18 protein-coding genes and 2 tRNA genes are annotated in these 22,754 nt (G+C 62.2%); 8 read left to right on the plus strand and 12 right to left on the minus strand.

Annotated elements, in window-relative coordinates; translation table 11 throughout:
* Positions 1–100 precede the first annotated feature (100 nt).
* From AC07OO_RS13495 to AC07OO_RS13510, 4 genes are read left to right on the plus strand one after another with little or no spacing between them, the layout of a single operon-like run.
* Entirely contained in the window at positions 101–547 is a 447-nt protein-coding gene (locus AC07OO_RS13495) for a hypothetical protein (protein ID WP_495082616.1), read from the plus strand.
* A gap of 6 nt (positions 548–553) precedes the next feature.
* A complete protein-coding gene (locus AC07OO_RS13500) occupies positions 554–1,660 on the plus strand; it encodes an alpha/beta fold hydrolase (RefSeq protein WP_495082617.1) in 1,107 nt (368 codons plus the stop codon).
* 60 nt (positions 1,661–1,720) lie between these two features.
* A complete protein-coding gene (locus AC07OO_RS13505; protein ID WP_495082618.1) occupies positions 1,721–2,314 on the plus strand; it encodes a GNAT family N-acetyltransferase in 594 nt (197 codons plus the stop codon).
* 11 nt (positions 2,315–2,325) lie between these two features.
* Positions 2,326–3,741: an adenylate/guanylate cyclase domain-containing protein gene (locus AC07OO_RS13510; protein WP_495082619.1), complete on the plus strand. Its 1,416-nt coding sequence runs from the start codon at positions 2,326–2,328 to the stop codon at positions 3,739–3,741.
* Between the two features lie 28 nt (positions 3,742–3,769).
* On the opposite strand, the gene AC07OO_RS13515 is transcribed toward AC07OO_RS13510, so the two are convergent.
* Positions 3,770–4,966, minus strand: a complete 1,197-nt coding sequence (locus AC07OO_RS13515) for a hypothetical protein (protein ID WP_495082620.1) — start codon at positions 4,964–4,966, stop codon at positions 3,770–3,772.
* Positions 4,967–5,277: 311 nt separating this feature from the next.
* Here AC07OO_RS13515 and AC07OO_RS13520 point away from each other — a divergent pair, with 311 nt between their 5' ends.
* A complete protein-coding gene (locus AC07OO_RS13520; RefSeq protein ID WP_495082621.1) occupies positions 5,278–5,898 on the plus strand; it encodes a hypothetical protein in 621 nt (206 codons plus the stop codon).
* A 35-nt stretch (positions 5,899–5,933) separates the two neighbouring features.
* Here AC07OO_RS13520 and AC07OO_RS13525 read toward each other — a convergent pair whose 3' ends face one another.
* A complete protein-coding gene (locus AC07OO_RS13525; RefSeq protein WP_495082622.1) occupies positions 5,934–6,911 on the minus strand; it encodes a tetratricopeptide repeat protein in 978 nt (325 codons plus the stop codon).
* A gap of 142 nt (positions 6,912–7,053) precedes the next feature.
* Here AC07OO_RS13525 and AC07OO_RS13530 point away from each other — a divergent pair, with 142 nt between their 5' ends.
* On the plus strand, positions 7,054–8,736 hold the full coding sequence (locus AC07OO_RS13530; RefSeq protein WP_495082623.1) for a hypothetical protein: 1,683 nt from the start codon (positions 7,054–7,056) through the stop codon (positions 8,734–8,736).
* A gap of 108 nt (positions 8,737–8,844) precedes the next feature.
* On the opposite strand, the gene AC07OO_RS13535 is transcribed toward AC07OO_RS13530, so the two are convergent.
* Genes AC07OO_RS13535 through AC07OO_RS13545 form a run of 3 tightly spaced genes read right to left on the minus strand, consistent with a single transcriptional unit; the run spans position 8,845 to position 13,647 of the window.
* A complete protein-coding gene (locus AC07OO_RS13535) occupies positions 8,845–10,407 on the minus strand; it encodes an FGGY-family carbohydrate kinase (protein WP_495082624.1) in 1,563 nt (520 codons plus the stop codon).
* Complete coding sequence (locus AC07OO_RS13540) at positions 10,400–12,043, minus strand: glycerol-3-phosphate dehydrogenase/oxidase (RefSeq protein WP_495082625.1); 1,644 nt, start codon at positions 12,041–12,043, stop codon at positions 10,400–10,402. The genes AC07OO_RS13535 and AC07OO_RS13540 overlap by 8 nt, the downstream gene beginning before the upstream one ends.
* Positions 12,040–13,647, minus strand: coding sequence for an FAD-binding oxidoreductase (locus AC07OO_RS13545; protein WP_495082626.1), 1,608 nt, complete (start codon positions 13,645–13,647; stop codon positions 12,040–12,042). Before AC07OO_RS13545 ends, AC07OO_RS13540 begins: the two co-directional genes overlap by 4 nt.
* 110 nt (positions 13,648–13,757) lie before the next feature.
* Between AC07OO_RS13545 and AC07OO_RS13550 the strand changes: the two genes are divergently transcribed.
* Positions 13,758–14,810: an AraC family transcriptional regulator gene (locus AC07OO_RS13550; RefSeq protein WP_495082627.1), complete on the plus strand. Its 1,053-nt coding sequence runs from the start codon at positions 13,758–13,760 to the stop codon at positions 14,808–14,810.
* A gap of 6 nt (positions 14,811–14,816) precedes the next feature.
* Here the strand turns inward: AC07OO_RS13550 and AC07OO_RS13555 are convergent, their stop codons facing one another.
* The gene (locus AC07OO_RS13555; protein WP_495082628.1) at positions 14,817–15,788 is read right to left on the minus strand and encodes an AEC family transporter; all 972 of its coding nucleotides are present in this window, start codon (positions 15,786–15,788) and stop codon (positions 14,817–14,819) included.
* A gap of 239 nt (positions 15,789–16,027) precedes the next feature.
* On the opposite strand from AC07OO_RS13555, the gene AC07OO_RS13560 reads away from it, so the two are divergent.
* Positions 16,028–18,193, plus strand: a complete 2,166-nt coding sequence (locus AC07OO_RS13560; protein ID WP_495082629.1) for an ATP-dependent helicase — start codon at positions 16,028–16,030, stop codon at positions 18,191–18,193.
* Between the two features lie 6 nt (positions 18,194–18,199).
* Here AC07OO_RS13560 and AC07OO_RS13565 read toward each other — a convergent pair whose 3' ends face one another.
* The 6 genes from AC07OO_RS13565 to AC07OO_RS13590 all read right to left on the minus strand — a co-directional run bounded on the left by AC07OO_RS13565 (position 18,200) and on the right by AC07OO_RS13590 (position 22,749).
* Positions 18,200–18,751 carry a hypothetical protein gene (locus AC07OO_RS13565; RefSeq protein WP_495082630.1) on the minus strand — a complete coding sequence of 184 codons (552 nt, stop codon included), beginning with the start codon at positions 18,749–18,751 and terminating at the stop codon, positions 18,200–18,202.
* Positions 18,752–18,905: 154 nt separating this feature from the next.
* Positions 18,906–18,981 (minus strand) — tRNA-Gly (locus AC07OO_RS13570).
* A 56-nt stretch (positions 18,982–19,037) separates the two neighbouring features.
* A tRNA-Phe gene (locus tag AC07OO_RS13575) sits at positions 19,038–19,113 on the minus strand.
* A gap of 49 nt (positions 19,114–19,162) precedes the next feature.
* Entirely contained in the window at positions 19,163–19,840 is a 678-nt protein-coding gene (locus tag AC07OO_RS13580; protein WP_495082631.1) for a response regulator, read from the minus strand.
* A 36-nt stretch (positions 19,841–19,876) separates the two neighbouring features.
* A complete protein-coding gene (locus tag AC07OO_RS13585; RefSeq protein WP_495082632.1) occupies positions 19,877–22,171 on the minus strand; it encodes a sensor histidine kinase in 2,295 nt (764 codons plus the stop codon).
* A complete protein-coding gene (locus tag AC07OO_RS13590) occupies positions 22,168–22,749 on the minus strand; it encodes a DUF4390 domain-containing protein (RefSeq protein WP_495082633.1) in 582 nt (193 codons plus the stop codon). The genes AC07OO_RS13585 and AC07OO_RS13590 overlap by 4 nt, the downstream gene beginning before the upstream one ends.
* Positions 22,750–22,754 lie beyond the last annotated feature (5 nt).

The following is a 22,754-nucleotide window of genomic DNA, read 5'->3' on the forward strand; positions in this document are numbered from 1 at the left end:
TCCTTGGTGACATCCAACCTTGTGTCCATTAGCACAAGGCGTGCCACATGGGCGAAAGGTGTATCCTTCGACGCAGATTGATCGACGCTGGAGACCGCCCATGGCACTTTTTTCGTTCATCCCGGACCCGCTGCAAACGGTGCGGCAATTGGTCAACACACTGGAGGCTCGGCTCAATGCGCTGGCCAACACCGGGATGCGGTCGGAAAAAGTGGCGCGGACACTGAACGAGCTGGCAACGCTGTCCTTCGCCTTGCAACATCTGTTCGAGTCGGCCAGCGGTGCGGTGTTGCGGCGCTTGAATTTACCCAGCCGCCAAGAGGTCGGTGAACTGGCCATGGCCGTACGCCGCATTGAGGCGAAGCTGGAACAGTTGCAGGCCCGCCAAACCCATGCCTCCGCGGCTACTGCACCCGAACGCCCGCGACCGGCGCGCACGCGGCGCCCACCGCCGAGTATCGTGGAGCCACCGCCGGTAGAGGCCAAGACCTTGGCGAAGCGGGTTACTACCAAACGCCCACACAAGCGCCCCGTACCAAAAGGCTGAACCGCCATGGGCGCATACAGCAAGAGCAAGAACCAAGACAAGGCCGTGGAGAGCGACCTCTCCCTGCGCGAGCGCCTCCGTGGTGAAATCAACCGCTCGCTGCAGCGGGGCGCCAAGGGCCTGGCCTTGCTGGGCGCGCCACCGCCGGCTGTTGGTCTGACCCCCAAGACACTGCTGCATCGCCGCGGCACACTGAGCCTGTACCACTACCACGCACAGTCCGATGAGATTTACCGTGTGCCCATTTTGTTGGTGATGGCCAGCACCAACCGCGGCTATATCTTCGACTTGGCACCGGGGCAAAGCCTGATCGAATTCATGCTGCTGCGCGGCTACGACGTGTATGTGATGGACTGGAATCCACCGTCCCCGGAAGAGCGCCATCTGACACTGGAGCACTACACGCAAGACTTCATCCCCGACTGCATCACACGCGTGCAGCAGGACTCCGGCGAAGAGGATGTCAGCCTGGTGGGCTATTGCATGGGCGGCCTGATGTCGGCGATTTACGTGGCGCAAAACCCCGACGGCCCGGCCAAGAACCTGGTCTGTTTCACCACACCCGTCGACTTTCACAAGATGGAGTTGTGGAAGTCCTGGTTCGATGAGCGTGCGCTTGATGTAGACCGCCTGGTCGATGCGGCCGGCATTTTGCAACCGGAAACGGTGATCCGCTTCTTCGAGATGCTGCGCCCGGTCAGTGGTGCCGCAGGCCAGGTACGGCTGTGGGACAACCTCTGGCACGATGAATTCGTCAAGTCCTACCGTGTGATGGACCGTTGGGCCGCGGAGACTCTGCCGCTGCCGGGCGACTATGTGCGCCAGATCATCAAGGAGCTGTTCCGCAAGAACGCACTGATGAACGGCAGTCTGCGTATCGGCGGCCAGCCGGTGGACCTGCGCAACATCCGCATACCACTGCTGCACGTGCTGGCCGCCAACGACCACATCGTGCCACCGGCCTGCGGCCAGCCATTGGTGGCGCTGGCCAGTTCTGCCGACAAGGAAGAGGTGGTGCTACCCGGCGGCCATGTCAGCTTGGTGGCCGGGCCAAATGCCATCAAACGCATGTGGCCCAAACTCGACCAATGGCTGCAAACCCGCTCTACTTAAAAGCACCCTGCCCCCAAACCCGTTTGACACGTCCCTGACGCTCACCCTCCGAGGCATTCCATGAACCCCACCCCGCGTTATCCCAAAAGCATCCCCAGCGAAGGGGCCACGCTGGACATTGCAATGATGCAGCCCACGCAAGCGGACGAGGTCGGCGCTTTCATCGCCACATTACCCGCACATGATCTGCTGTTCTTACGCCGCGATGTCAGCCAAGCCAAGGTGCTGGCCGCGTGGATGAGGGCGCTGGAGGACGGTGGCATCCACAGCCTGGTGGCGCGCGAGGCCGGCAACATCGTGGGCTGCACGGCCATCGTTACCGACCCGCTGTCGTGGTCGCCCCATGTCGGCGAGCTGCGCGTGCTGGTCAGCCCCGGACAGCGCGGCCGAGGCCTGGGCCGGGTCTTGATCCAAGAATGCTTTCTGGTCGCCATCGCGATGGGCTTGGAAAAGTTGTGCGTGCAGATGACCGTGGACCAGCGCGCTGCGATTGCCGTGTTTGAAGACCTTGGCTTCAAGGCCGAAGCTTTGCTGGTCGAGCACGTCAAGGACCGCGCGGGCCAGGTCCATGACCTGGTGCTGCTGAGCCACAACGTGCAGGCGGTGCAGTCGCGCATGCAGGCCTATGGCTTGGCGCAGGCAGTGGACGCGTAGAGCATTTCCCGATGAGCGCATCTGCTGCCCGTTTCTCGGTATTGCGCCAATCCGCCGACCCGGAGGTGGTGGCAGCCATTGAGCGCTTGGTCGCCGGAGCACCCGATGCGGCGCTGAACCGCATCAATGTGCTCGCCTTTGCGCACCAACACCAATTGATGGAAGAGCGCTGCATTGCAGGCTTCTTGCATGCCGCGCGCCTGGGCCTGTTTGACCTGGCCTGGAATGTGCTGTGCCCCGGTTGTGGCGGCGTGCTGTCATCGAACGCGACGCTGAAGACCGTGCGCCGCGACGCCTACTCGTGCGCGCTGTGCGCGGCCGGCTACGAACCCACGCTGGACGAGATGGTCGAGGTGGTCTTCACCGTCAACCCTCGCGTGCGCGCCATTGCTGCGCACGACCCGCACCGTCTGCCCATCTGGGACTACATGCGGCAAATCTTCTGGGGCTCGGGCGTGCAGTTACCCGAGGGTGAGGCGTTTGACGCACTGCTGCAAGACATCATCATCGACTCGGTCGAACTACCGCCGGGCGAGAAGGCTTATTTGTCGCTGCAACTGCCGGCGCAATTCGTCATCGTCTTCGACGCAGTCACCCACTCCGCCCACTTTCTGGATGTGAAGGGCGAGCCCACGCGAGAACGGCAAAACCTGGAGGTGGTGCTCAACACCGTACATGCCCCCACCGGCACGGTGGCGATGCGCCCCGGCCCGCTGCGGCTGACGCTGGACAACCAGACCACCGAGCGCGTCCTGCCGGCGGTCTACATCGCGGGTGATGCCCTGCACCATGTGCTGGGCAACCGCGGCCCCTTCCTGACCGCCAAGCGCCTGCTGACCAACCAGACTTTCCGTGACATCTACAAGGCTGAGACCCTGGACATTGACCAGCGGTTGAAGATCACCAGTCTGACCTTCTTATTCACCGATTTGCGCGCCTCCACCGAGTTGTACGAGCGTGTCGGCGACCTGGTGGCCTATGACATGGTCCGCGCCCACTTCCAGGTGCTGAACGCCGTCGTGGCCGACCAGGCCGGCGCCGTCGTCAAGACCATTGGTGACGCGGTGATGGCCACCTTCCCTACCCCTGGCCGCGCCATGGCCGCCGCCCTGGGCATGCGCGAGGCCATGCGCGTGCTGAACGCGCAGAGTAGTGGACGCGAAGACCTGGTGCTGAAAATAGGCCTGCACGAAGGCCCTTGCCTGGCTGTGTCCTTGAACGACCGCCTGGATTACTTCGGCCAAGCAGTCAACATCGCCGCGCGTGTGCAGGGGCTGGCAACGTCCAACTCGATCTTCGCCACCGAGCCGGTGGTCGATTACCCCGGCGTTGCGGACCTGCTGCAGGCCGCGGGCCTTACGGCGCAGGCGCAGAGCCACCAGTTGCGCGGCATTGCGAATGCGTTAACGGTGTTCGAGATCCCGTGATGCATGGCCGACGTGAAATCCACACAGGCTAATTTGTCCACAGCAGATTCCGCAGGAAGCGCATAGCGCCGCCATTGGCCTGAGCTTGATTGGCATAACCCTCGATGAACGCAAGCAGCCCCGACGCAGGGTGCTTGGCATCTATGGCTTGGCACATGCTGGACAAATCGAGGCGTTCAAACTGGGCCATCGGATACCTCGGTGGATGGCTGAAAAACAGAGGGATGCTGAGCCCCTGGTTGCTGGGACATAGTTTTGCGACGGCACCCAAAAGACCGCTGGCTTTCGCATGCCCAATGAGCAGTGTTTTTCCTTCGAACAAAGGGATGACGTGGGCAAGCAAGCCGCCCCACACCTGAAAATCCTGCGCATCCAAGGGAAGGGGGAAGACCGAGTTCTTTTGTCCCGGATTGGCGATCCATTCGTCTTGGTCGTCACGCTCGGCCAATACCGACAGGCGCATGGCCTCGGATGTTTTAAATCCCTTTGTCAGCAACGCTGCCGCGCGCCGCATGCCACTGGCATCATGCAACTCTATCGATTCGCGACCAAACCCGGTGTTGTTGAGCCTATACGAGAGCACGATCTCCAACAGAGCTTCGGCAAAGTAGTGGTATGAGAGGCCCCACAAAATGTCACTCTGGTCGATACGAATTTTGGCCGCCATCTGGTATTCCTTGGCATAGTAATCCGCGTCATCGCTGGGCATACTCAATTGCAAGCCGTGTCTGCCGGGTTTGGGAATCGCGAAAAAGTTCGCCTCCCAGGTCGACAGCTTTCCATCACCATCAAGGTCTCTCTTCCACTGCGCGGGCGCCAGCAACAGGCCTTCGTCTTTCTTCAACTTCAGTTGCTCCAGCACCATGCGCACGCTGCGCAGTTCGTCTCGCACCAGGCTCAATTGTCCGCGCACCACACTGTTGAGCTCGGCGTCGCTAGGCTTCTCCGCCTCGTAGCGACGCTCACCTTTTTTCACGAAGCTGATGATGTTCTGCACCAAAGCCACATCACGGCAAACCACAAAAGCCTGGCGCTCTTGGTTGTTCTTCAAGCCCGTTGGTGCCGACGGCAGCGCAGCACAAGTGCGCTCAAAGCCGTCGGTGGTGGACAAATCCATAGGGGATGCAAAAACGGGTGGGTGCAACGCCATGACCACCCCTGAGAGGGCGGCAAGTGCATACCGCTTGCAAAACGATGCGCTGGAGAGGGGGAGTAAATCATTCATAAGACACCTTGAGTTTTGCGGCCATTAGCGTCGATAAACAATCTCCCCACACGCTTCACGAAGGCCAGTACCGCCAAATGCGCACTCCGGTATCGCCCTGCGCTACGACACCGCCCGCGACCACGTGCGCAACACCTTGGCATCTGCGTCCGGAAATTGGTGACAATCCCACCTGTACCGTGTTCCAACGCAGCGTTGACGTTGATACAGCGTCTATCTGCCCATGATTCGTAGATTCCCAATTCCAGAAAGGATATGTCGTGGTATTTTCCTGTTTTACTGCTCGGCAGCTATACATGATGCGGTGTGGCATGACCGCGATCTGGAGCCTGCTGGCTCTGTGCTGCACTATTGGCCTCGCCACCATGGCCGGAGCGGAAGCCGCAAACAGCAAACCTGGAGCGTATGGAAAGAAATTGGTCGAAACATACGACCTGCCTGTGGAGACGTTGGCCCAGTTTGCGCGCTACACACCCAAGAAGACCACGAACCCTGCAACCATCTTCGCCGAGACACAAGACTGGGCTGGAAAAGAATTGAGCTTGGTCACCAGTGGCAACCCCTACACACTGGTTGTCAAGGTCTCCGGTACAGCGATAGAGAACGGTGATGCAACTGCCTACTTTCAACCCGGTTGGGTGATAGACAACACGAAACGTCTGGGGCTTGTGCTTGAAGTCAGCAAGCAGGAGGCCAAGGCCGGCGCACTGGTAGAACGCCAAGTGGCCATTGCGCCCATCAGCGTAAAAGATGACAAGGCGATCGCCCCCTGCTTGGGGTTTGCTGGCGCCAAGAACATGAACGTCACCAGCGTTTCGGTCGAGGTTTGGTCTGGTCTGCCCAAGGCATCACTGCCGTCTTTGTTACTGGCGTGGTCGCCGCTCATAGGCGGCTTGGCATTCCTGGGCATGTTCTGGTGGTTCCGCCGGTAAGCTGCGCCCACCGCTTCGGCGTTGCACCGACCGAACTATGAGGGGAACGGCTGACCAATTTTCCATGCGTCGGCCTGCTCCTTGCCTTTGACAACATCCACGGGCGACATGGTTTTGCGCATATTGATCTGGTTCGACACTGCGCCCAAGCCACTGCGATCACGGGGTATCAACAGATAGTCCGCGTTGGGATTCTCACTAAACGCCTTGCCCGCCAGCTCATACAGCATATAGGCTTGGCGCATATCCTGCGCAACGCCGTTTCCCTTTTCGACCAAGCCTGCCAAACTGTACAAGCCCGACGCGTGACCCTGTCGCGCCGCACGCAGATACCAGTTGGCCGCAAGTTCAGGCTGTCGTTGCTCGCCGTCCCCCATTTCATACACATAGCCAAGATTGACCATGGCGACGCCACTTCCCCCTGCGGCTGCTTTTTGGTACCAGGCCATCGCCTGTTCGTGATTGCGCACCACCCCACGGCCGGTCTGGTAGATGCGCCCCAACGCCACCATGGCTTGCGTGGAGCCTTTTGACGCGTATGCATTCAGCGCTTCCAGACTATTGGCCGCGTTACCGTTGAGCGCATAACCGATGGCCTGCATCAGCTTGTCGTCTTCCTGCATTTCTTGCTTCGCCGCATCGATCTGCTGCTGGCGGGCTGCCGCCTCTCTTTGGGCCAATTTTTCGCGGGCGCTCGATTGCTTGTAATTCCATTGCCAACCCACGGCACCAATCAACGCGAACACGGTGATCACCACCCACTTGCGCGTCGGTGGGTCCGATGGCTCTGCATCTTTTTCGGCCACATCATTCGCTGTGCGCCGCATCGCGCGACGTTGCGCCGTCTCTTCCGCTGCAGCCTTCGATTTGAGGTAGGCGACCCCGCACTGGGGACACTGCCAAGCGGGCACGGTATCTGTCGCCTTGCGGGCATAGTCACACTTTGCGCAGGTGACCTCTGGGGTGTGCCCCATCAACCCCCAGGCAGGGGCATTTATTTCTTTGTCCGGCATGTTTGGCGATTGAGTTCGAGTACGCAAGTATCCTACCAAGGAGGCCACCTGAGCCTCAAGATAGGTTGGGCAACCTGTGGTGGGTAAGATATTTGGCACTCACCAAGCCGCCGGTCCATCAACAAAGCTCCAGAAAAGCAATATGAATGAAGTAGCCCAACATTTCCTCGAAACCTATGCGCGCGGCGGCGAAGTGGAGGGGGGCTGGAAATTTTCCAAAGCCTTGCAGCAGGCGCGGCTCGACTATTCGGAGCAAAGCCTGGGCAGGCTCGACCAGTTGATGGCGGCGATACGCGAGCGGGCCAAGCCCTCGCGCGAGGCACTGCAGGAGACCCTGCCCGGTCGCAACTTCTGCGCGCTGATCGCGTACTACCTGATCGAGGTGACGCGCCGACATACGGGAGCGAGCATCGACTGGCATGACCGCGCGTCTGCGCTTCGCGTGTTGCCGGCCGGGACCCAACTGCCCGACACGCCATTTACGCGGCTCATTGCCAACGCGCTCGATCAGGGGGCTGCGTTCATGCCGCTGGGCTGGGTCGAGTCGCAAGTCCTGGGTGATGGTGGTCCTGCAATCGGGGCGGGCGAATATGTAGCGAGTCTCGTAGCGCAAATCGAACGCGACGGCCCGGTCGTGTGGTGGACGGGCATGCACGCCCTGGGGCAGATCGCTTCGTGGCAGATGATGATGGCTGCCGACGGTGGCGCAGTGCTGCCAACCAGTCTCAGTTCCACGGCACCAACGACTTGGGTCATGCCGATGACGGGCATGCCAGGAAGCGATATCGATGGCGCCCTGGAAATGGCGGGGCGCAGCCTGGAAGACAACCCGCAAGGCGCGACCTGGCAGGTCCTTGCCTATGACGGTATGGCGGATTTCGAGCACGGCCGCTGCGATGCGGTGATGGTGCTCCTGTACACCTACGGCAAGTCGCCGCTGCGTTTGAAGATTGCCTTTCCCTACCGTCCTGCCCAGGACGGGCGCGCATTCGCAATCCTCGACCCCACGCTGCGCGAAGCAAACGTCGAAAACGACAAGGTCTCTATGTTGAATGGTGCGATGGAGCGTGGAATCAAGAGCATCAAGTGGGCATTTGGAAAGACGTGGGATCAATTGCGGGAAGTGCAAGAGGCCGCCCCTGCGCCGCGGAATACGCCTGCTCCGACCGCAAAGCAAGCATGGGCCAACGGCGCACACTATGTCGCCCCGCTGCCGCTGCAACCCGAAATGGAACGGGCCATCAGCAAGATGCGAGACACGTTCGTCCAGACGCAGAAAAGGTTCAACCCCATCATGCTGGCGTCGGTAGCTGCGAAGGCACCCTACTGGCTGCAAGAGACCGACGCTTTGAGCGAGATTTTGAAACAGCAGACCCTGCTGTTGACAGAGGGGATCATCGTATGGGGTGCGCTAGTACAGGCCAACAAACTGCTGTTTGCCCCCGGCGATGTGGACTGCCCCGCCCTCCTGGTCCATTCCAACGACACCTACTTTGACGCACGCCCCCAGGAGCTGCGGCTGATCGGGCACAAGATTTTTGCTCTGAAAGAAACCCAGCCCAACGATCCGGCGTTGGCCGCTGTCGCGCAGTTGGTCAGCGATGAGATGGACCGGTCCATGGGTTTCAAGCTGCCGCCCGTCTTTTCCAACAAGGAGATGCGTGCCGCCGCCTTCATGGTGTTTCGCAAGCACATTCCCAACGGTGTGCTGTCGGCTGGCTCGTTTCCGCTGCTAACCCATCCGACGACGGACGCCGTGATGGTTGTCCCGTTTGAGTTCTGGCCAATTGAAATGGTCATCATGTGGAAAGAGGGCAAGCTGTAGCAGACCGTCGATTTGCTACAAATTACATAGCTTCCCATTTATATTCGACGAGGGCTACCTGCCATTTTTTCTTAACCCATTTCCCCAAAAACACATGCTGGCAGGCAACTAGGGCATATGCGGATAGCCGGTGATGCGCTGGATCGCCCGGTACAGCGGCTGCAACTTTCCGTACATCTTCTGGTAGACGCTCGCATACAGCGCGTTGTAGGTCGCATGGTTGGCGGCAATCGGCGTGAAGGTCTTGCCGACGCGGGTCATGGCCTTGACCGCGGTGTCAAAGTCCGGGTGCAGGCCCAGCCCCACGGCGGCGTCGATGGCTGCGCCCAGGCCCGAGGTCTCGTAGACATGGGGGCGTGAGGCGGGCAGACCAAAGATGTCGGCCGTGAGTTGCATGGCCGCATCGCTTTGCGAGCCGCCACCGGAGATGCGCAGCTCGGTGATGGGCACGCCGCTGCGCTTCTCGATGCGCTCCTTGCCCTCGCGCAGCGCATAGGCCAGGCCTTCGAGGATGGCGCGGTAGACGTGGGCACGGGTGTGCACGTCGCCAAAGCCGATGATGGCGCCCTTGGCCTCGGGGCCGGGGATCTTGATGCCGGGCGACCAGTAGGGCTGCAGCATCAGACCCATGGAACCCGGTGGCACGGTGTTGACCAGTTCGTCGAACAGCGCCTCGGGTGCCACGCCTTGCGCGGCGCCCTGCTGCTGCTCGTGGTGGCCAAACTGTTGCTTGAACCAGTTAACCATCCAGTAGCCGCGGAATATCTGTACTTCTGTGCTGTAGGCACCGGGTATGGCCGACGGGTAGGGCGGGATGAGGGGCGTGACCTCGAGGTATTTGGCGCTGGTGGTGTTGATGGTGGCCGTGGTGCCATAGCTCAGGCAACCGATGTGGGGCGCCTGGCCGCCGGAGCCTATGACCTCGCAGGCCTTGTCGGCCGCGGCGGCCATCAGCGGTGTGCCTTCGGGGATGCCGGTGGCGGCACTCGCCGCGGCAGTGATGCTGCCCATGCGCGCGCCGGGTGCCACCAGTTCGGGCAACCACTCGGCCTTGACGGCCAGCGCCTGCCACTTCCAATCGCCGGTTTTCGCCCAGCCCAGTTGCTTGTAGTCAAACGGCAGGTAGGCCACCTGCGAGCCCACCGAGTCCACAAACCTGCCGCACAGGCGGTGGTTCAGGTAGCCGGACAGCAACAGGTATTTGTCGGTCTCGTTCCACACATCCGCCTGGTGCGCCTTGATCCAATTGATCTCGGCCTCGCCACGGAAATAGTTGATGGTGCTTTGCACACCGGCCAGCTTGAAGGCCCACTTCCACAGCGTGCCAATGGGTGGCACGGTGTCGGTGCGGCGCTGATCCAGCCAGGTGATGGCGGGGCGCAGCGGTTGGCCTTGCGCGTCGAGGTTGATGACGGTGCCGCGCTGCGTGGTGACCGCCACGCCTTTGACGGTGTCGCGCGCACCGGGGTTCTCTTGCCACAGCCTCTGGCAGGCGGTGCAGACGGCTTGCCAGTAGTCCTCGGGGTCGTGTTCGGCCCAGCCGGGGTGTTCGGAGAAATACGCTTCCAGACGCACCTGGGCCTTGGCGACGATATTGCCCTGCAGATCGAACAGCAGTGCGCGCACGCTTTGGGTGCCGTTGTCGATGGCAAGGATCGTAGGTTCAGCCATGGGTGCTCTCCGAATCTTTGGATTCTGCTGTTGGTGTCGGACTGTAATGCTGCTGCCACAGCGCAAGGTAGGCGGCCTGTTCGGACTCCCAGCGCGTGTCGTCCCAGCCCAGTTCAATTTGGCAGATAGCGCGTATGCGTGGCAGGTGGTCCGCGCCGCCGCCGCGCAGCAGCAGGCCCAGGCGCGTGCGGCGCAGCAGCAGGTCTTGCAGGTGGATAACGGCCTCATGGCGCGCGGCCCAGCGCAGCACCACCCACAGCGTGTGCGTGCCGGGGATGGTGTCTAGCTCACCATCGTGTGCGGCGGACACCACCTCCGCCGCTTGTGCACCGTAATGGCCTTGCAAACGCTGGCGCTGCTGCGTGCGCAAGCCCGCGTGGGCGGGCAGCGCAGCACTGGGCTCCAGCACGGTAGCACCGGCCGGGGCGGAATCCGCCAACGCAGGCCACAGATGGGCCAGGTGTCGCAGCGCGTCCAGCGCAATCAGCCTGAACGTGGTCAGCTTGCCACCGGTCACGGTCAGCAAGCCCTGCTCCATCCACACCGCGTGGTCACGCCCTTCCTTGGACGGATCGGCCTTGCCGGTATCGATGACGGGGCGCACACCAGCATAGGTGGCTATCACATCGTCCTGTGTCAATTGCAATTGGGGGAACTGGAAGTGCAACGCCGCCAGCAGGTAGCGCATTTCCGCGGGTGTGATGGTCGCATCCACGCGCAAGTCACCGCCGTGGTCGATATCGGTAGTGCCGACCAAGGTTGCACCTTCCCATGGAAACGCAAACACCGGGCGACCGTCTTCGGGGTGCATCAGGCTGATCGCCTGGGCGATGGGCAAACGCCAGGCAGGCAGTACCAGATGGCTGCCGCGCAAGGGCCGCAGCTTGGGTGCCGCGCCCTGCTGCTGGCGCAGCTTATCGGCCCAGACACCTGTGGCGTTGATGACGACCTTGGCATGCACCGCATGGCTCTGTCCGCTGACGGCGTCCTTCAACTGCACACCATTCACTGAACCACCATCGGTATCGCGCAGCAACTGCTCAGCCGCCACATAGTTGATGGCCACGCCGCCCAGGCTGCGTGCCTCTTGCAACACGCGCAAGACCAGGCGCGCATCGTCGGTCTTGGCATCGACGTAGCACAGGCCGCCCTGCAAATCAGCGCGGCCAATATTCGGCGCGAGCATCAAAAAATCGTTGGGTGAAAAATAGTGGCGATCGTCACGCTGCCCGGCCAGCCAGTCATAGATTGCGAGGCCCAGTTGGAACATCCAACGCCCGGGCTTACGGCCCTTGTAGTCGGCAAAGGCAAAGCTCTGCGGGTCGACCAGGCCGGCGGCCTCATGCATCAGATTCTGCCGCTCGCGCACCGAGTCCCGCGTCAGGCCCAGCTTGCCCTCCTTCAGGTAACGCAGGCCGCCGTGCACCAGCTTGGAGGAGCGGCTGGATGTCCCCCACGCGAAGTCGCGCTGCTCGACCAGCAGTGCACGCAGGCCGCGGCGGGATGCTTCCAACAAAATGCCGGCACCAGTGATGCCACCACCGATGACGATGATGTCCCATGGCTCGCCATGCAAACTTGCCAGCAGTTGCGCCCGTTGCGCGTCCGGCTGCACAGCAGATGCGCCGTTGCTCATGCGTTTTCCGCGGGCAGCAGCTTGCCCGGATTCATGATGCCTTGCGGATCGAAATGCTGGAACAGACTGCGCATAGCCGCCATGCCCATGGCACCCTTTTCCGCCGCCAGATAGGGCGCGTGGTCCACGCCCACACCATGCTGGTGGCTGATGGTGCCGCCGTTGGCGACGATGGCCTCGCACACCGCGGCCTTCATCGCACGCCAGCGTGCCAGGTCGGTCGCATAGTCGCCACTGAGGCGATAGACAAAAGTCGTGTAGACACTGGCACCCTGGGCGTACAGGTGCGACAGATGGGTGTAGGTGTGCACGCGTTCACCGTCCTGTGCCAGCGCATGGGTGGCCGCGCCTTCCAGCGCGCCGACCATGGGCGTGACCCGGCTCCAGTCGCAGGCCGTCTCTACGGTGTCGATGGCATAACCCTTGAGCCACAGCGCATTGCGCAGGTAGACGTTGCGGAAGCGGTTGTCCTTCCACTTCTTGCCCATGGCCTGGCCAATGGCCACGCCCTGGTGGCGGCGCGCGATGCGCTGGGCGCTCTTGAGTGCCTGGCCCACGGTGTCGGTGTTGCCGCTGGCGCCGATCATCAGCAAACACTTCCCGTCCTTGCAACCGCGCAGACTCAGGTAACCCTCCAGCAAACCAATCAGCGTTTTGTGGCCGGCCATCGTCAGCGTGGTCAGCGTCTCGACCGCGTTGGACAGGCGCAGCATGGACAGCGGCAGCTTGGCCTGCACGATGGCGCGCACGGCCTCTTGCGCCTGCGCCCAGCTGGGGAAAAAGACGGTGTGGAATTCTTCGCGTGCGGGCAGCGGTGTGATGCGCACCGTGGCCTCGGTCAGCACGCCCATGCGGCCCTCGGAGCCCAGCACCATTTCGCGCAGGTCTGTACCCGCGGCGGAGGCGGGGAAAGTATTCACATTCAAGGTACCCACCGGTGTTTCCATCGAACCACCGGCAAACAGTTGCTCGATGCGCCCATAGCGCAGCGACTGCTGGCCGGATGAACGCGTGACCACCCAGCCGCCCAGTGTGGAATATTCAAACGACTGCGGAAAATGCCCTAGCGTGTAGCCGTGGGCGCGCAGCTGCGCTTCCAGATCCGGCCCCAGCACGCCGGCGCCAAATGTGGCTAGCTGGGCCTCGCAATCCAGGTTGATCAAGGCGCTCAGGCGCGACAGGTTGATGTTGAGCACAGGCCGCCCAGCAGCCTCCGGCACCGTCAAATGCCCAACCACGCTGGTGCCTCCGCCGACCGGTATCACCGATGCGCCGCAACGCTTGGCGAATTGCAGCAGTTCCCGCACATGCTCCGCGCTCTCGGGAAAGGCCACGCCATCGCTGACGCGCCCCACCTGGCCGCTGCGCATCTTCAGCCAGTCGGGCAGGCTGTGGCCCAGGCTGTTGCGCAGCCGTGCCTCGGCGCGGGTGTCGACCAGAGGGTGTGTGGGCAAACGGCTGGCGGGTATGGTGGCACAGGCCTGCGCCAGCGTGGCATCGGGCGTGGGCATGCCGGCGCCAATGCGTTGCTCCAAAAACTGCATGGCCTCCGCTGGCAAAACCAGTTCTATGCTGTCGTCACCCCATCCATTCCATCGCTTCATGACCCGTACTCCTGGCTGTCGTTTGCAGCATGCAATTGCTACACTGGCCGCGACTGTAGCCACGCGCATGCGCCCTGTATTGCGCATTCATGACAAGGGATTGTTCTAACGTGCCAACCGCTCCCACCGCTGTTGAAAACCACCCCATGGGCGGACGGGTGGCGGGCGCCTACCTGCAGCCGCTGCTGGAGTTGGCCGTGGAGCGCGGCGTGGCACTGAGTGACTTAGCCGCGGCCGTGGGCCTGCCCGAGAGTGCGCTGTCGCCTTTGCCCGAATCCATTGCCGCCACCGACTATGTGCGCCTGCTGGACGCCGGCGCCGAACTCGCCCAGCACCCCCACTTTGGCCTGCATGTGGGCCAGCGGGTCAAGCTGGGCACCTATGCGGTCTATGGTTTGATTTTGCTGAGCTGCCGCGACTTCGGCCAGGTGCTGCAGCAGACCCTGCGCTATGAAGGTTTGGCCCACGACCTGGGCCGCTCGGAACTGCAGGTGCAAGATGGCACTGCCGAGTACCGGTGGCGCAGCCACTTTCCCACTGCCAGCCGCCATCTGGCCGAGAGCGTGTTCGCCGGTGTGCGCGTCTTCAGCGACTGGCTGGCCGGCACGCCCCTACCGGCGGCACCGGTGGCCTTCACCCACGCCGCGCCGGCCGATGTCAGCGAACACCACCGGCTATTTGGCCCCGACATGACGTTTGGCGCCCCGGTCAACTGCGCGCGCTTTGACGCGGCGCTGCTGGCCCTGCCCGTACCCAACGCCGATGTCAGCCTGTACCCGGTGCTGCAACAACATGCCGAGCAACTGCTGCAGGCCAAGCTACGCGCCCAGGGCGGCGACGGTGGCATCGTGGCCCAGGTGCGCGCCAGCATCGCCAACAACCTCGCCCAGGACAAGGCCCGCGTCGGCACCATTGCCGAAGAGCTTGCCTTAAGCCAGCGCACGCTGCAACGCAAACTGGCCGATGCCGGCGCCAGCTTCCAGCAGTTGCTGGACCAGACGCGCCAAGAACTGGCCCCGGCTTACCTACGGCAGCGCGACCTGAGCCTGGCCGATGTGGCATTTTTGCTGGGCTACCAAGACCAGAGCGCGTTCAACCACGCGTTCAAAGAGTGGACGGGGGAGAGTCCGGGGAGTTACCGGGAGAAGCGGGGAGCACCCTGACAGGCGTCAGGTCATCAGCGTCACAGCCCCGGCAAACGTAAAAAACGCGGCAGCGGTGGACACCAGGATGATGCGCGCAATGCGCCCGTTGTCCGCCCCAAAGCGTTCAGCCAGCAGCGACACATTGCTCGCACTGGGCAAGGCGGCCAGCAGCACCAGCACGGTCAGCGCAAAGCGGTCGATATGCACGCCCAGCTGGATGGCGCCGGCCCCCACCAGCAGCACCAGCAGCGGGTGCAGGAAGAGCTTGATGGCCGCCACCGGCACCACTTCCAGCCAATGCACGGCATGGGCTTTGTCCTCTTTGGCCAGCATCTGGGAGCGGGCCAGCACGGCCCCGATGGTGAACAGGGCCACAGGCGACGCCGCGTCGGCCAGCAGGCCTACGGTCTGCACGACGGGTTTAGGGAAATCCAGTTGCAGTGCCGACACCACGGCGCCCAGCAGGATCGCCCAGGGCATGGGGTTGGTGGCCACGCCCTTGAGCGCATTCTTGGCGGCCTGCCCGGCCGATGCCTCGCCGGGGGCGTGGGCGCCCAGCCGCGACAGCGCGATGCACAGCGAGGTGGTGATCACCATGTCCACCAAAATGGTCACGATGGCCGGCCCGGCAGCCTTGGGGCCCAAAAGTGCCACCAACAGGGGCACACCCATGAAGCCGGTGTTCGGGAAGGCGCCGACCAAGGCGCCAAAGGCGGCATCGTTCCAGCCAATGCGCCCGTGGCGTGTGACGGCCACGACGAAGCCCACCATGACCAGGGCGCACAGCAGGTAGGTCAGCGCCACGCTAGGGTCCAGCAACTGCGCAATCGGCGTGCTGGCGCCGAAGCGGTACAGCATGCAGGGCAGCGCGAAGAACAGCACAAAGGTGTTCAGGCCGGGAATGGCCGCCATGGGCAGCATGCCCCGACGCGCGGCGATGAACCCGCACAGGACCAGGGCGAAAAAGGGAAATGTGACAGTGAGGATTTGCAGCACGGGGCCATTGTCCGGTATTTTGGGCGCGGTGGCGCCAGGAGTTGTCGAGCAAATCACTATACTTTTGATAGCGGATGATGCATATCCGACGAGGGCTAGAGGCCAAATTCGCTATCAACCCTTTGCAACATACCCAAAATAGGGTTTTTAATGCATTCCAGCCCCGTCTGAACACTCCAGATGGCGGAATGCCCGCCCGGTAAGATGGGGCGCTTGTCTGCCCGGAATGCCCCGTTCGAATGTCTGCCCCGTCGTCTCCTTCCTCTCCCCCCGCCTCCCCCATTGCCCACGGCCTGAACCTGGCCCAGCAGGAGGCCGTGAACTACATGCACGGCCCCTGCCTGGTGTTGGCCGGCGCCGGTTCGGGCAAGACACGGGTCATCACGCACAAGATCGGCCGGCTGATCCAGGCGGGACTGGCGCCGCAAAAGATTGCAGCCATCACCTTCACCAACAAGGCGGCGGCGGAAATGCGGGAGCGCGCCAAGGGCCTGATCGGCAAGGCGGCCAAGGATGTGGTGGTCTGCACCTTCCACGCACTGGGTGTGCGCATGCTGCGCCAGGACGGTGCCGTGCTGGGGCTCAAGCCGCAATTCAGCATCCTGGACAGCGACGACGTGACCAATATCCTGAAAGACGCCGGTGGCACCACCGACGCCGCCACCGCCCGCCAGTGGCAATGGACCATCAGCGCCTGGAAGAGCGCGGGCCTGAATGCCGAACAGGCCCTGGCCCAGGCCGCGGACGACAACGAGCGGGTTACGGCGGTCGTCATGGGCCGCTATGAAGAGCGGCTGACGGCCTACCAGAGCGTGGATTTTGACGACCTGATCAGCCTGCCGCTCAAATTGCTGCGCGACCACGAGCCCGTGCGCCAGCGCTGGCAACGCATGATGGGCCACGTGCTGGTCGACGAATACCAGGACACCAATGCCACGCAGTACGAGGTGCTCAAGCTCATCGTCGGCGGCAACCCAGCCGACAGCGCCCGTTTCACCGCGGTGGGGGATGACGACCAATCCATCTACGGCTGGCGCGGGGCCACGCTGGACAATCTGCGCAAGCTACCGGTGGACTTCCCGGCGCTCAAGGTCATCAAGCTGGAGCAGAACTACCGCTCCACCAGCGCCATTTTGCGGGCCGCCAACAACGTGATCGGCCCCAACCCCAAGATGTTTCCCAAAACGCTGTTCAGCGAGCTGGGCGAAGGGGAGCCGGTGCGGGTGGTGGACGCCGACAACGAGGAGCATGAGGCTGAGCGGGCCGTGGCCCGTATCCAGAGCCTGCGCGCCGAAGGGGCCTTGCTGCAAGAGGGCAAGCAGTACAAGGAGTTCCGCGACTTCGCCGTGCTGTACCGCGCCAACCACCAGGCCAAGCCCTTTGAGAAAGCGCTGCGCAAGGCCAATATTCCGTACAAGGTGTCGGGCGGCCAGAGTTTCTTCGACCGGGCCGAGATCCGCGACCTGTGTGCCTGGTTTCGACTGTGGGCCAACAATGACGACGACCCGGCTTTTCTGCGGGCCGTGACCACGCCCAAGCGCGGCATAGGCCACACCACGCTGGGTACGCTGGGGGTGTTTGCCAGCCAGTACAAGCTCAGCCTGTTCGAGTCGCTGTTCTCCAGCTCGCTGGGCTCCGTGCTGGCGGCCAAGGCGCTGGGCAGCCTCCACGAGTTTGGCCGCTATGTGAACGACCTGGAATACCGGGCCCGCCATACCGAGGGGGCCGAAGCCGCCAAGACCTTCATGATGGACTGGCTCAAGGACATAGGCTACGAAAAGCACCTGCTCGATAGCGAAGACAGCGACAAAGTGGCCGCCGCCAAATGGGCCAATGTGCTGGAGTTTTGCGACTGGATGGCCGAGCGCTGCGGCGGCGAGCTGGATGACGCCGCCGGCGTGACCATGCAGCGCGAGGTGAAGTCGCTGCTGGAAGTAGCGCAGAACATTGCCCTGCTGTCCACCATCAGCGAGCGGGAGAAAGACCAGGACGTGGTCACGCTATCCACCTTGCACGCATCCAAGGGGCTGGAGTGGCCCCATGTGCTGCTGGTGGGTGTGACGGAGGGCATGCTGCCCTTCAAGCTGAAAGACGGTGCCGACTCCCTGGGTGGGTCAGAGGCGGCCCACGAGTCCGCCAACGAAGACGTAGCCCAGCACCTGCAGGAAGAGCGCCGGCTGATGTACGTGGGCATCACCCGCGCCCAGCGCAGCCTGGCCGTCAGTTGGACGCGGCGCCGTAAAAAGGGGCGAGAGATGGTGGCCGCCCTGCCCAGCCGCTTCATCGCCGAAATGGGGCTGGACCAGGCCACCGTGCGCGAAGACCCGCGCGAAAAACTCAAGGCGCTGCGGGCGGAGTTTGCAAAAAAGGCGGCGCTGAATGCAGCGGCCGCTACACCGCGCTAGTTAGGTTTAGCGGAATCCGTCGTACCCGGTACGCACGCTCAGGTCAGCAAAGCCGGAGCCTATGCTGTCATCGGTGCGGCCAAACTGGAGGTCGTGCAGCTCGGCCAACAGCATCATCGCATTGGCAGCGTCTTGCTGGAAGCCCATACGGGCATGGCCCATGCCATCACCACCACTGAGTATCAGCTTGGAAATGTAGTCGCTGCATTCCTTGTAGCCCCATAGCGTGCGGATGGTGTTGGCGATGCGGTGGTGGTGCAGCTCGACGGTCATCAGCGCATCGTCCTTGCGCTGGGCGAGGGTGCGCTCTTCGCGAGACATGTTTTGTGCATCAGCATCGGACAAGCCCATGGGCGTTGTGCTCTGGTATGCGGGGCCGTTGGGGTCGGAGTCTAGGGTGGGGAGTGCGCTGAATTTGGAGTCCTGCTCGGCCACCGCGCTTTCCCACAGGCCCCAGGTAGTGTCCGGGTCGTCTTCCACCACCTCCAGCCCACGGGAATCCACAGCATCGGGTGGACTGTCCGGCTTTTTGCCCCTACCAAGAAAACCACTGAACATGGAAATTCTCCGTAATTTGTGGCAATGCTACTCCAGCCGGCGTTTCTTCGCCACCCGTGGAGGCCTATCGGGCATGTAAAAGCCTGCAAACAAGCGCTAAACACCGCAACCCTCTGCCAATGCAGAGGGATCAACGGAAAACAGGGGGGAAATTTGGAGCGGGAAAAGAGGCTCGAACTCTCGACCTATACCTTGGCAAGGTATCGCTCTACCAACTGAGCTATTCCCGCATGTGACCACCGGGGTGGTCAAAATAAAAACCCATCAGACGACGGGTTTTTAAATTTGGTGGCCTGGGGCGGAATCGAACCACCGACACAAGGATTTTCAATCCTCTGCTCTACCGACTGAGCTACCGGGCCTGAGCCATCGATTATAGCAGGAAGATTTCGCGATTTTGAAATCGCGCTGTCAAATTCCGTTGCGCTTGCCGCGCGTCAGGTCGACGCCCAGTTGTTTGAGCTTGCGGTACAGGTGGGTGCGCTCCAGTCCGGTCTTCTCGGCGACCCGCGTCATGGAACCGTTTTCGCGGGCCAGGTGGTATTCGAAATAGGCTTTCTCAAACTCGTCCCGCGCCTCGCGCAACGGCTTGTCCAGCACAAAATTTTGTGTGGCTTGCAGGCCGGCTTCGGTGGTCGCTATGGCTATGGGGGCCGCATAGGTAGCGGATTCCAGCGCGGTTACCAGGGGCCGTGCAGCCGCCACGGGTGGCGCCTTGTGCTGACTGCTGCGGGCCAAGCCTTGCTCCACCGCCTTGAGTAGTTTTTGCAACGTGATGGGCTTTTCGAGAAACGCCAAAGCGCCGATCTTGGTCGCCTCCACCGCGGTATCGATGGTGGCGTGGCCACTCATCATGATGACCGGCATGGTCAGCAGCCCGTTGGAGGACCACTCCTTGAGCAGGGTCACGCCATCGGTGTCAGGCATCCAGATGTCCAGCAGCACCAGGTCGGGGCGCTCACGTGTACGGGCTGAGCGTGCCTGCGCCGCATTTTCTGCGAGCTCTACGTTGTGACCTTCGTCGTTGAGGATTTCCCAAAGCAAATCCCGAATGCCGTGCTCGTCATCAACAACCAGAATGTTTGCCATGGTATCGCGATGTCTCTTTCTTGCCTGTGTGCGCGCTCAAGCCGGGGCTTGGGCGTCGGTCGCCAATGATAACGATACTTGCGCACCGACCACGCTACCGTCTGTAACACGGTTTACGATGTCGATGCGTGTGCCATGCTCATCGGCAATTTTCTTCACCACGGCCAGGCCCAGGCCCGTGCCTTTGGCTTTGGTCGTGACATAAGGCTCAAACGCGCGTTTGAGTATGTGTTCCGGAAAGCCTCCACCGCAATCCAGCACGCTCAAGCGCACGCGTGCGGCGGTGCGTTGGTACTGGGTGCGGACCACAACGCTGCGGTCTTCTCCGGCGGCCTGCGCATGGATTACTTCGCTGGCGTCTTGTGCGTTTTGCAGCAGGTTGTGAATGACCTGGCGCAGTTGCTGCGCATCGCCCATGACCTTCGGGGCGGCGGCATCCAGTTCGGCCCGCACCGGCACGTTTTGGCCTTCGCTTTCGTAGAGATGCAAGACATCCGTTACCAAAGCATTCAGATCCACCGGCTTGAGCTCGGCTGCGGGCAGGCGTGCATAGTCCCTGAAATCGTTGACCAGGCGCTTCATCGCGTCCACTTGGTCGACAATGGTTTTGACGGACTTGGTCAGCACGGCCAGGTCAGCCCCCTCCACCTTGCCTGCGAGCTTCATCTGCAACCGCTCGGCCGACAACTGGATGGGGGTCAGCGGGTTCTTGATCTCATGCGCCAGGCGCCTGGCCACTTCGCCCCAGGCCTGGGCGCGCTGGGCCGACACGATGTCGGAAATGTCGTCAAACACCAGCAGCCGCGCATTGCCCGGCAGTTCAGCCCCCCGGGCGACCAGGGTCAGCGTGCGGTCAAACGGGCCGTGGGCAGCGGTGGCGTTGCCGGCGCTCAATTCAAACGACTTTTGCCAGTGGTCCAGGTCCTGTTCGGTACGCTGGTGCAGGAAGTCCGCAAACTGGGTTTGCACCGCCTGGCCAAACTCCTGCAAGCCGTCGATAGAAGCCAATGACCGGCCTTCGTACTCCGCCAAGGCCACCTTCAGGATGCGCGCGGCACCGGGGTTCGAAGAGCGAATGCCACCCTCTGCATCCAGCACGATGACGCCGGCCGTCAAATTGTCCAGAATGGTTTGCAAATTAGCCCGCGCCGCATCGACCTGCGACATGCTTTGCTGCACCGCCTGGCGTGCGTCGGCCAGTTGTTCGGTCATCGACGCAAAGGCCCTGGTCAACCCGCCCAGCTCATCCTTGCCGCGCGTCGCCAATTTGGGTGTCAGGTCACCGGCAGCTACCTGACTCACCCCTTCGGCCAGCATCAGCAAGGGGCGTGCAATCTGGTCGCCCAGGATCACCGCCAACAGCACGGCGGCAAACACCGCCAGGAACAGGCTCAGCGCCAAGGTACCCAGGTACATGCGCTTGAGGCCCTCGCGGCCCAAGGCCCGTTCCTGGTACTCCCGGTTGGCACTCTCCACCGCCAAAGCATTGGTCACCAGATTGGGAGGCAGAACCCGCGACACCAGCAGATAGCGACCCTCAGGTGCCAGGCCTAGCACGGAGCTTGAAATCGGTACCAACACTTTGACCCGCACGCTACCCGGGTTGGCCGCCGCGGTGTCGTCCAGGCCTTCAACCCAGGACAGTGCTCGATCGGAACGCGCGGACCGGAATTGGGAAGCGGTTGGCTTGCCCGGGGTCAGTTGAAAGCGCGACTGGCCCGCACTGACCAGCAGTTTGCCTGAAGCGCTCCAAACAGCTACGTCCGCAGCACCCAGTTGCTCCAGCATGCGGTCTAATTGCAGACCGATGGCCACCTCCGCCGTCTCGGATAGCTGGGCCGCCGCCGCGCGTGTTTTGGCCGTGAGGTCGCTAGACAGCGTGTCCAGGGTCACGCGCCCCAGGTTGAGCCCGGCCTCCAACGCACCTTCGACCTTGACGTCAAACCAGGTTTCGATGGAACGGGAAACGAACTGGTAGGAAACGCCGAAAACCAATAGACCGGGCGCAACGCCGACCAAGGCAAAGATGGCCGCCAGCTTGACCAGCAGGCGGCTACCAAACCGCCCCTGACGCAATCGCACGAACAGGCGGTAGCCCACCCACAGAATGGCCGCAAAGAGGACCGACGCCACAACTACATTCACAATAAACAGCCGCGCGTAGTTGCTTTCATTGATCTCGCGGTTATTGGTAGCCTGTGTCAACAGGTACAGCAGGATCAAGCCGATGATGACCATGGCGACGGCGCCTGCGGCCACTACCCAGCGCAAGGCCCTGGAACTCTGTAGCGTGTGCGCCGGTTCGCTATTGCGAAAATCGTCCGTCGTCATTTGGTGGCTGCGAGCGTCAACGTGGTGTTGGTGGAGGCAGCCAAGTCCCAATCCGACTGGCCCAGGGCACCAATTTGCCAGGGGCGCGGCAGTTGGCTCAAGTCCAGCTTGAAGCTGAATTCGATCTTGTATTTCACGCCGCTGTCAAGGTCGGCCACATCGGCGATTTTCCAGCGCGCGATGCGCTTGATGGAGGACATGGCCTCTTCCAGCGTGTCGAAGCTGGGGTTCAAGGCCAGGCCCACGCTGACCTCACGGCCCGCCCCGTTGGTCACATTGAGCCGCCAGCGGCGGGTCAATGGCTGGTAGGCCAGACGCAAACGGCGCTGCACCGAGGCCAGCTTTCTGTCGTACCAGTACCAGCGCTCCCGCAGCACACTGGCCTCGGTTACAAAGAACATGGGGATGCCCTTGAGCAGAGCGTCTTCCACTGCACTGGGCAGTTCAAAAGCCACCTGCGCCGAAACCAGAACCTCTTCATCCGCGCGTTCCACCTGGAATTGTGAGATTTCGGTGGCGACCTGGGCCTGGCAAAGCCCCGCGAACACCGCAAAAGCCAGCACACATAGCTGGCGCAAAACGG

This window comes from Rhodoferax sp. GW821-FHT07G04 (genome assembly GCF_059418585.1).

Coding starts and splice junctions, on each gene's coding strand:
- AC07OO_RS13495 (WP_495082616.1), top strand. CDS start 101: ATGGCACTTTTTTCGTTCATCCCGGACCCGCTGCAAACGGTGCGGCAA.
- AC07OO_RS13500 (WP_495082617.1), top strand. CDS start 554: ATGGGCGCATACAGCAAGAGCAAGAACCAAGACAAGGCCGTGGAGAGC.
- AC07OO_RS13505 (WP_495082618.1), top strand. CDS start 1,721: ATGAACCCCACCCCGCGTTATCCCAAAAGCATCCCCAGCGAAGGGGCC.
- AC07OO_RS13510 (WP_495082619.1), top strand. CDS start 2,326: ATGAGCGCATCTGCTGCCCGTTTCTCGGTATTGCGCCAATCCGCCGAC.
- AC07OO_RS13515 (WP_495082620.1), bottom strand. CDS start 4,966: ATGAATGATTTACTCCCCCTCTCCAGCGCATCGTTTTGCAAGCGGTAT.
- AC07OO_RS13520 (WP_495082621.1), top strand. CDS start 5,278: ATGACCGCGATCTGGAGCCTGCTGGCTCTGTGCTGCACTATTGGCCTC.
- AC07OO_RS13525 (WP_495082622.1), bottom strand. CDS start 6,911: ATGCCGGACAAAGAAATAAATGCCCCTGCCTGGGGGTTGATGGGGCAC.
- AC07OO_RS13530 (WP_495082623.1), top strand. CDS start 7,054: ATGAATGAAGTAGCCCAACATTTCCTCGAAACCTATGCGCGCGGCGGC.
- AC07OO_RS13535 (WP_495082624.1), bottom strand. CDS start 10,407: ATGGCTGAACCTACGATCCTTGCCATCGACAACGGCACCCAAAGCGTG.
- AC07OO_RS13540 (WP_495082625.1), bottom strand. CDS start 12,043: ATGAGCAACGGCGCATCTGCTGTGCAGCCGGACGCGCAACGGGCGCAA.
- AC07OO_RS13545 (WP_495082626.1), bottom strand. CDS start 13,647: ATGAAGCGATGGAATGGATGGGGTGACGACAGCATAGAACTGGTTTTG.
- AC07OO_RS13560 (WP_495082629.1), top strand. CDS start 16,028: ATGTCTGCCCCGTCGTCTCCTTCCTCTCCCCCCGCCTCCCCCATTGCC.
- AC07OO_RS13565 (WP_495082630.1), bottom strand. CDS start 18,751: ATGTTCAGTGGTTTTCTTGGTAGGGGCAAAAAGCCGGACAGTCCACCC.
- AC07OO_RS13580 (WP_495082631.1), bottom strand. CDS start 19,840: ATGGCAAACATTCTGGTTGTTGATGACGAGCACGGCATTCGGGATTTG.
- AC07OO_RS13585 (WP_495082632.1), bottom strand. CDS start 22,171: ATGACGACGGACGATTTTCGCAATAGCGAACCGGCGCACACGCTACAG.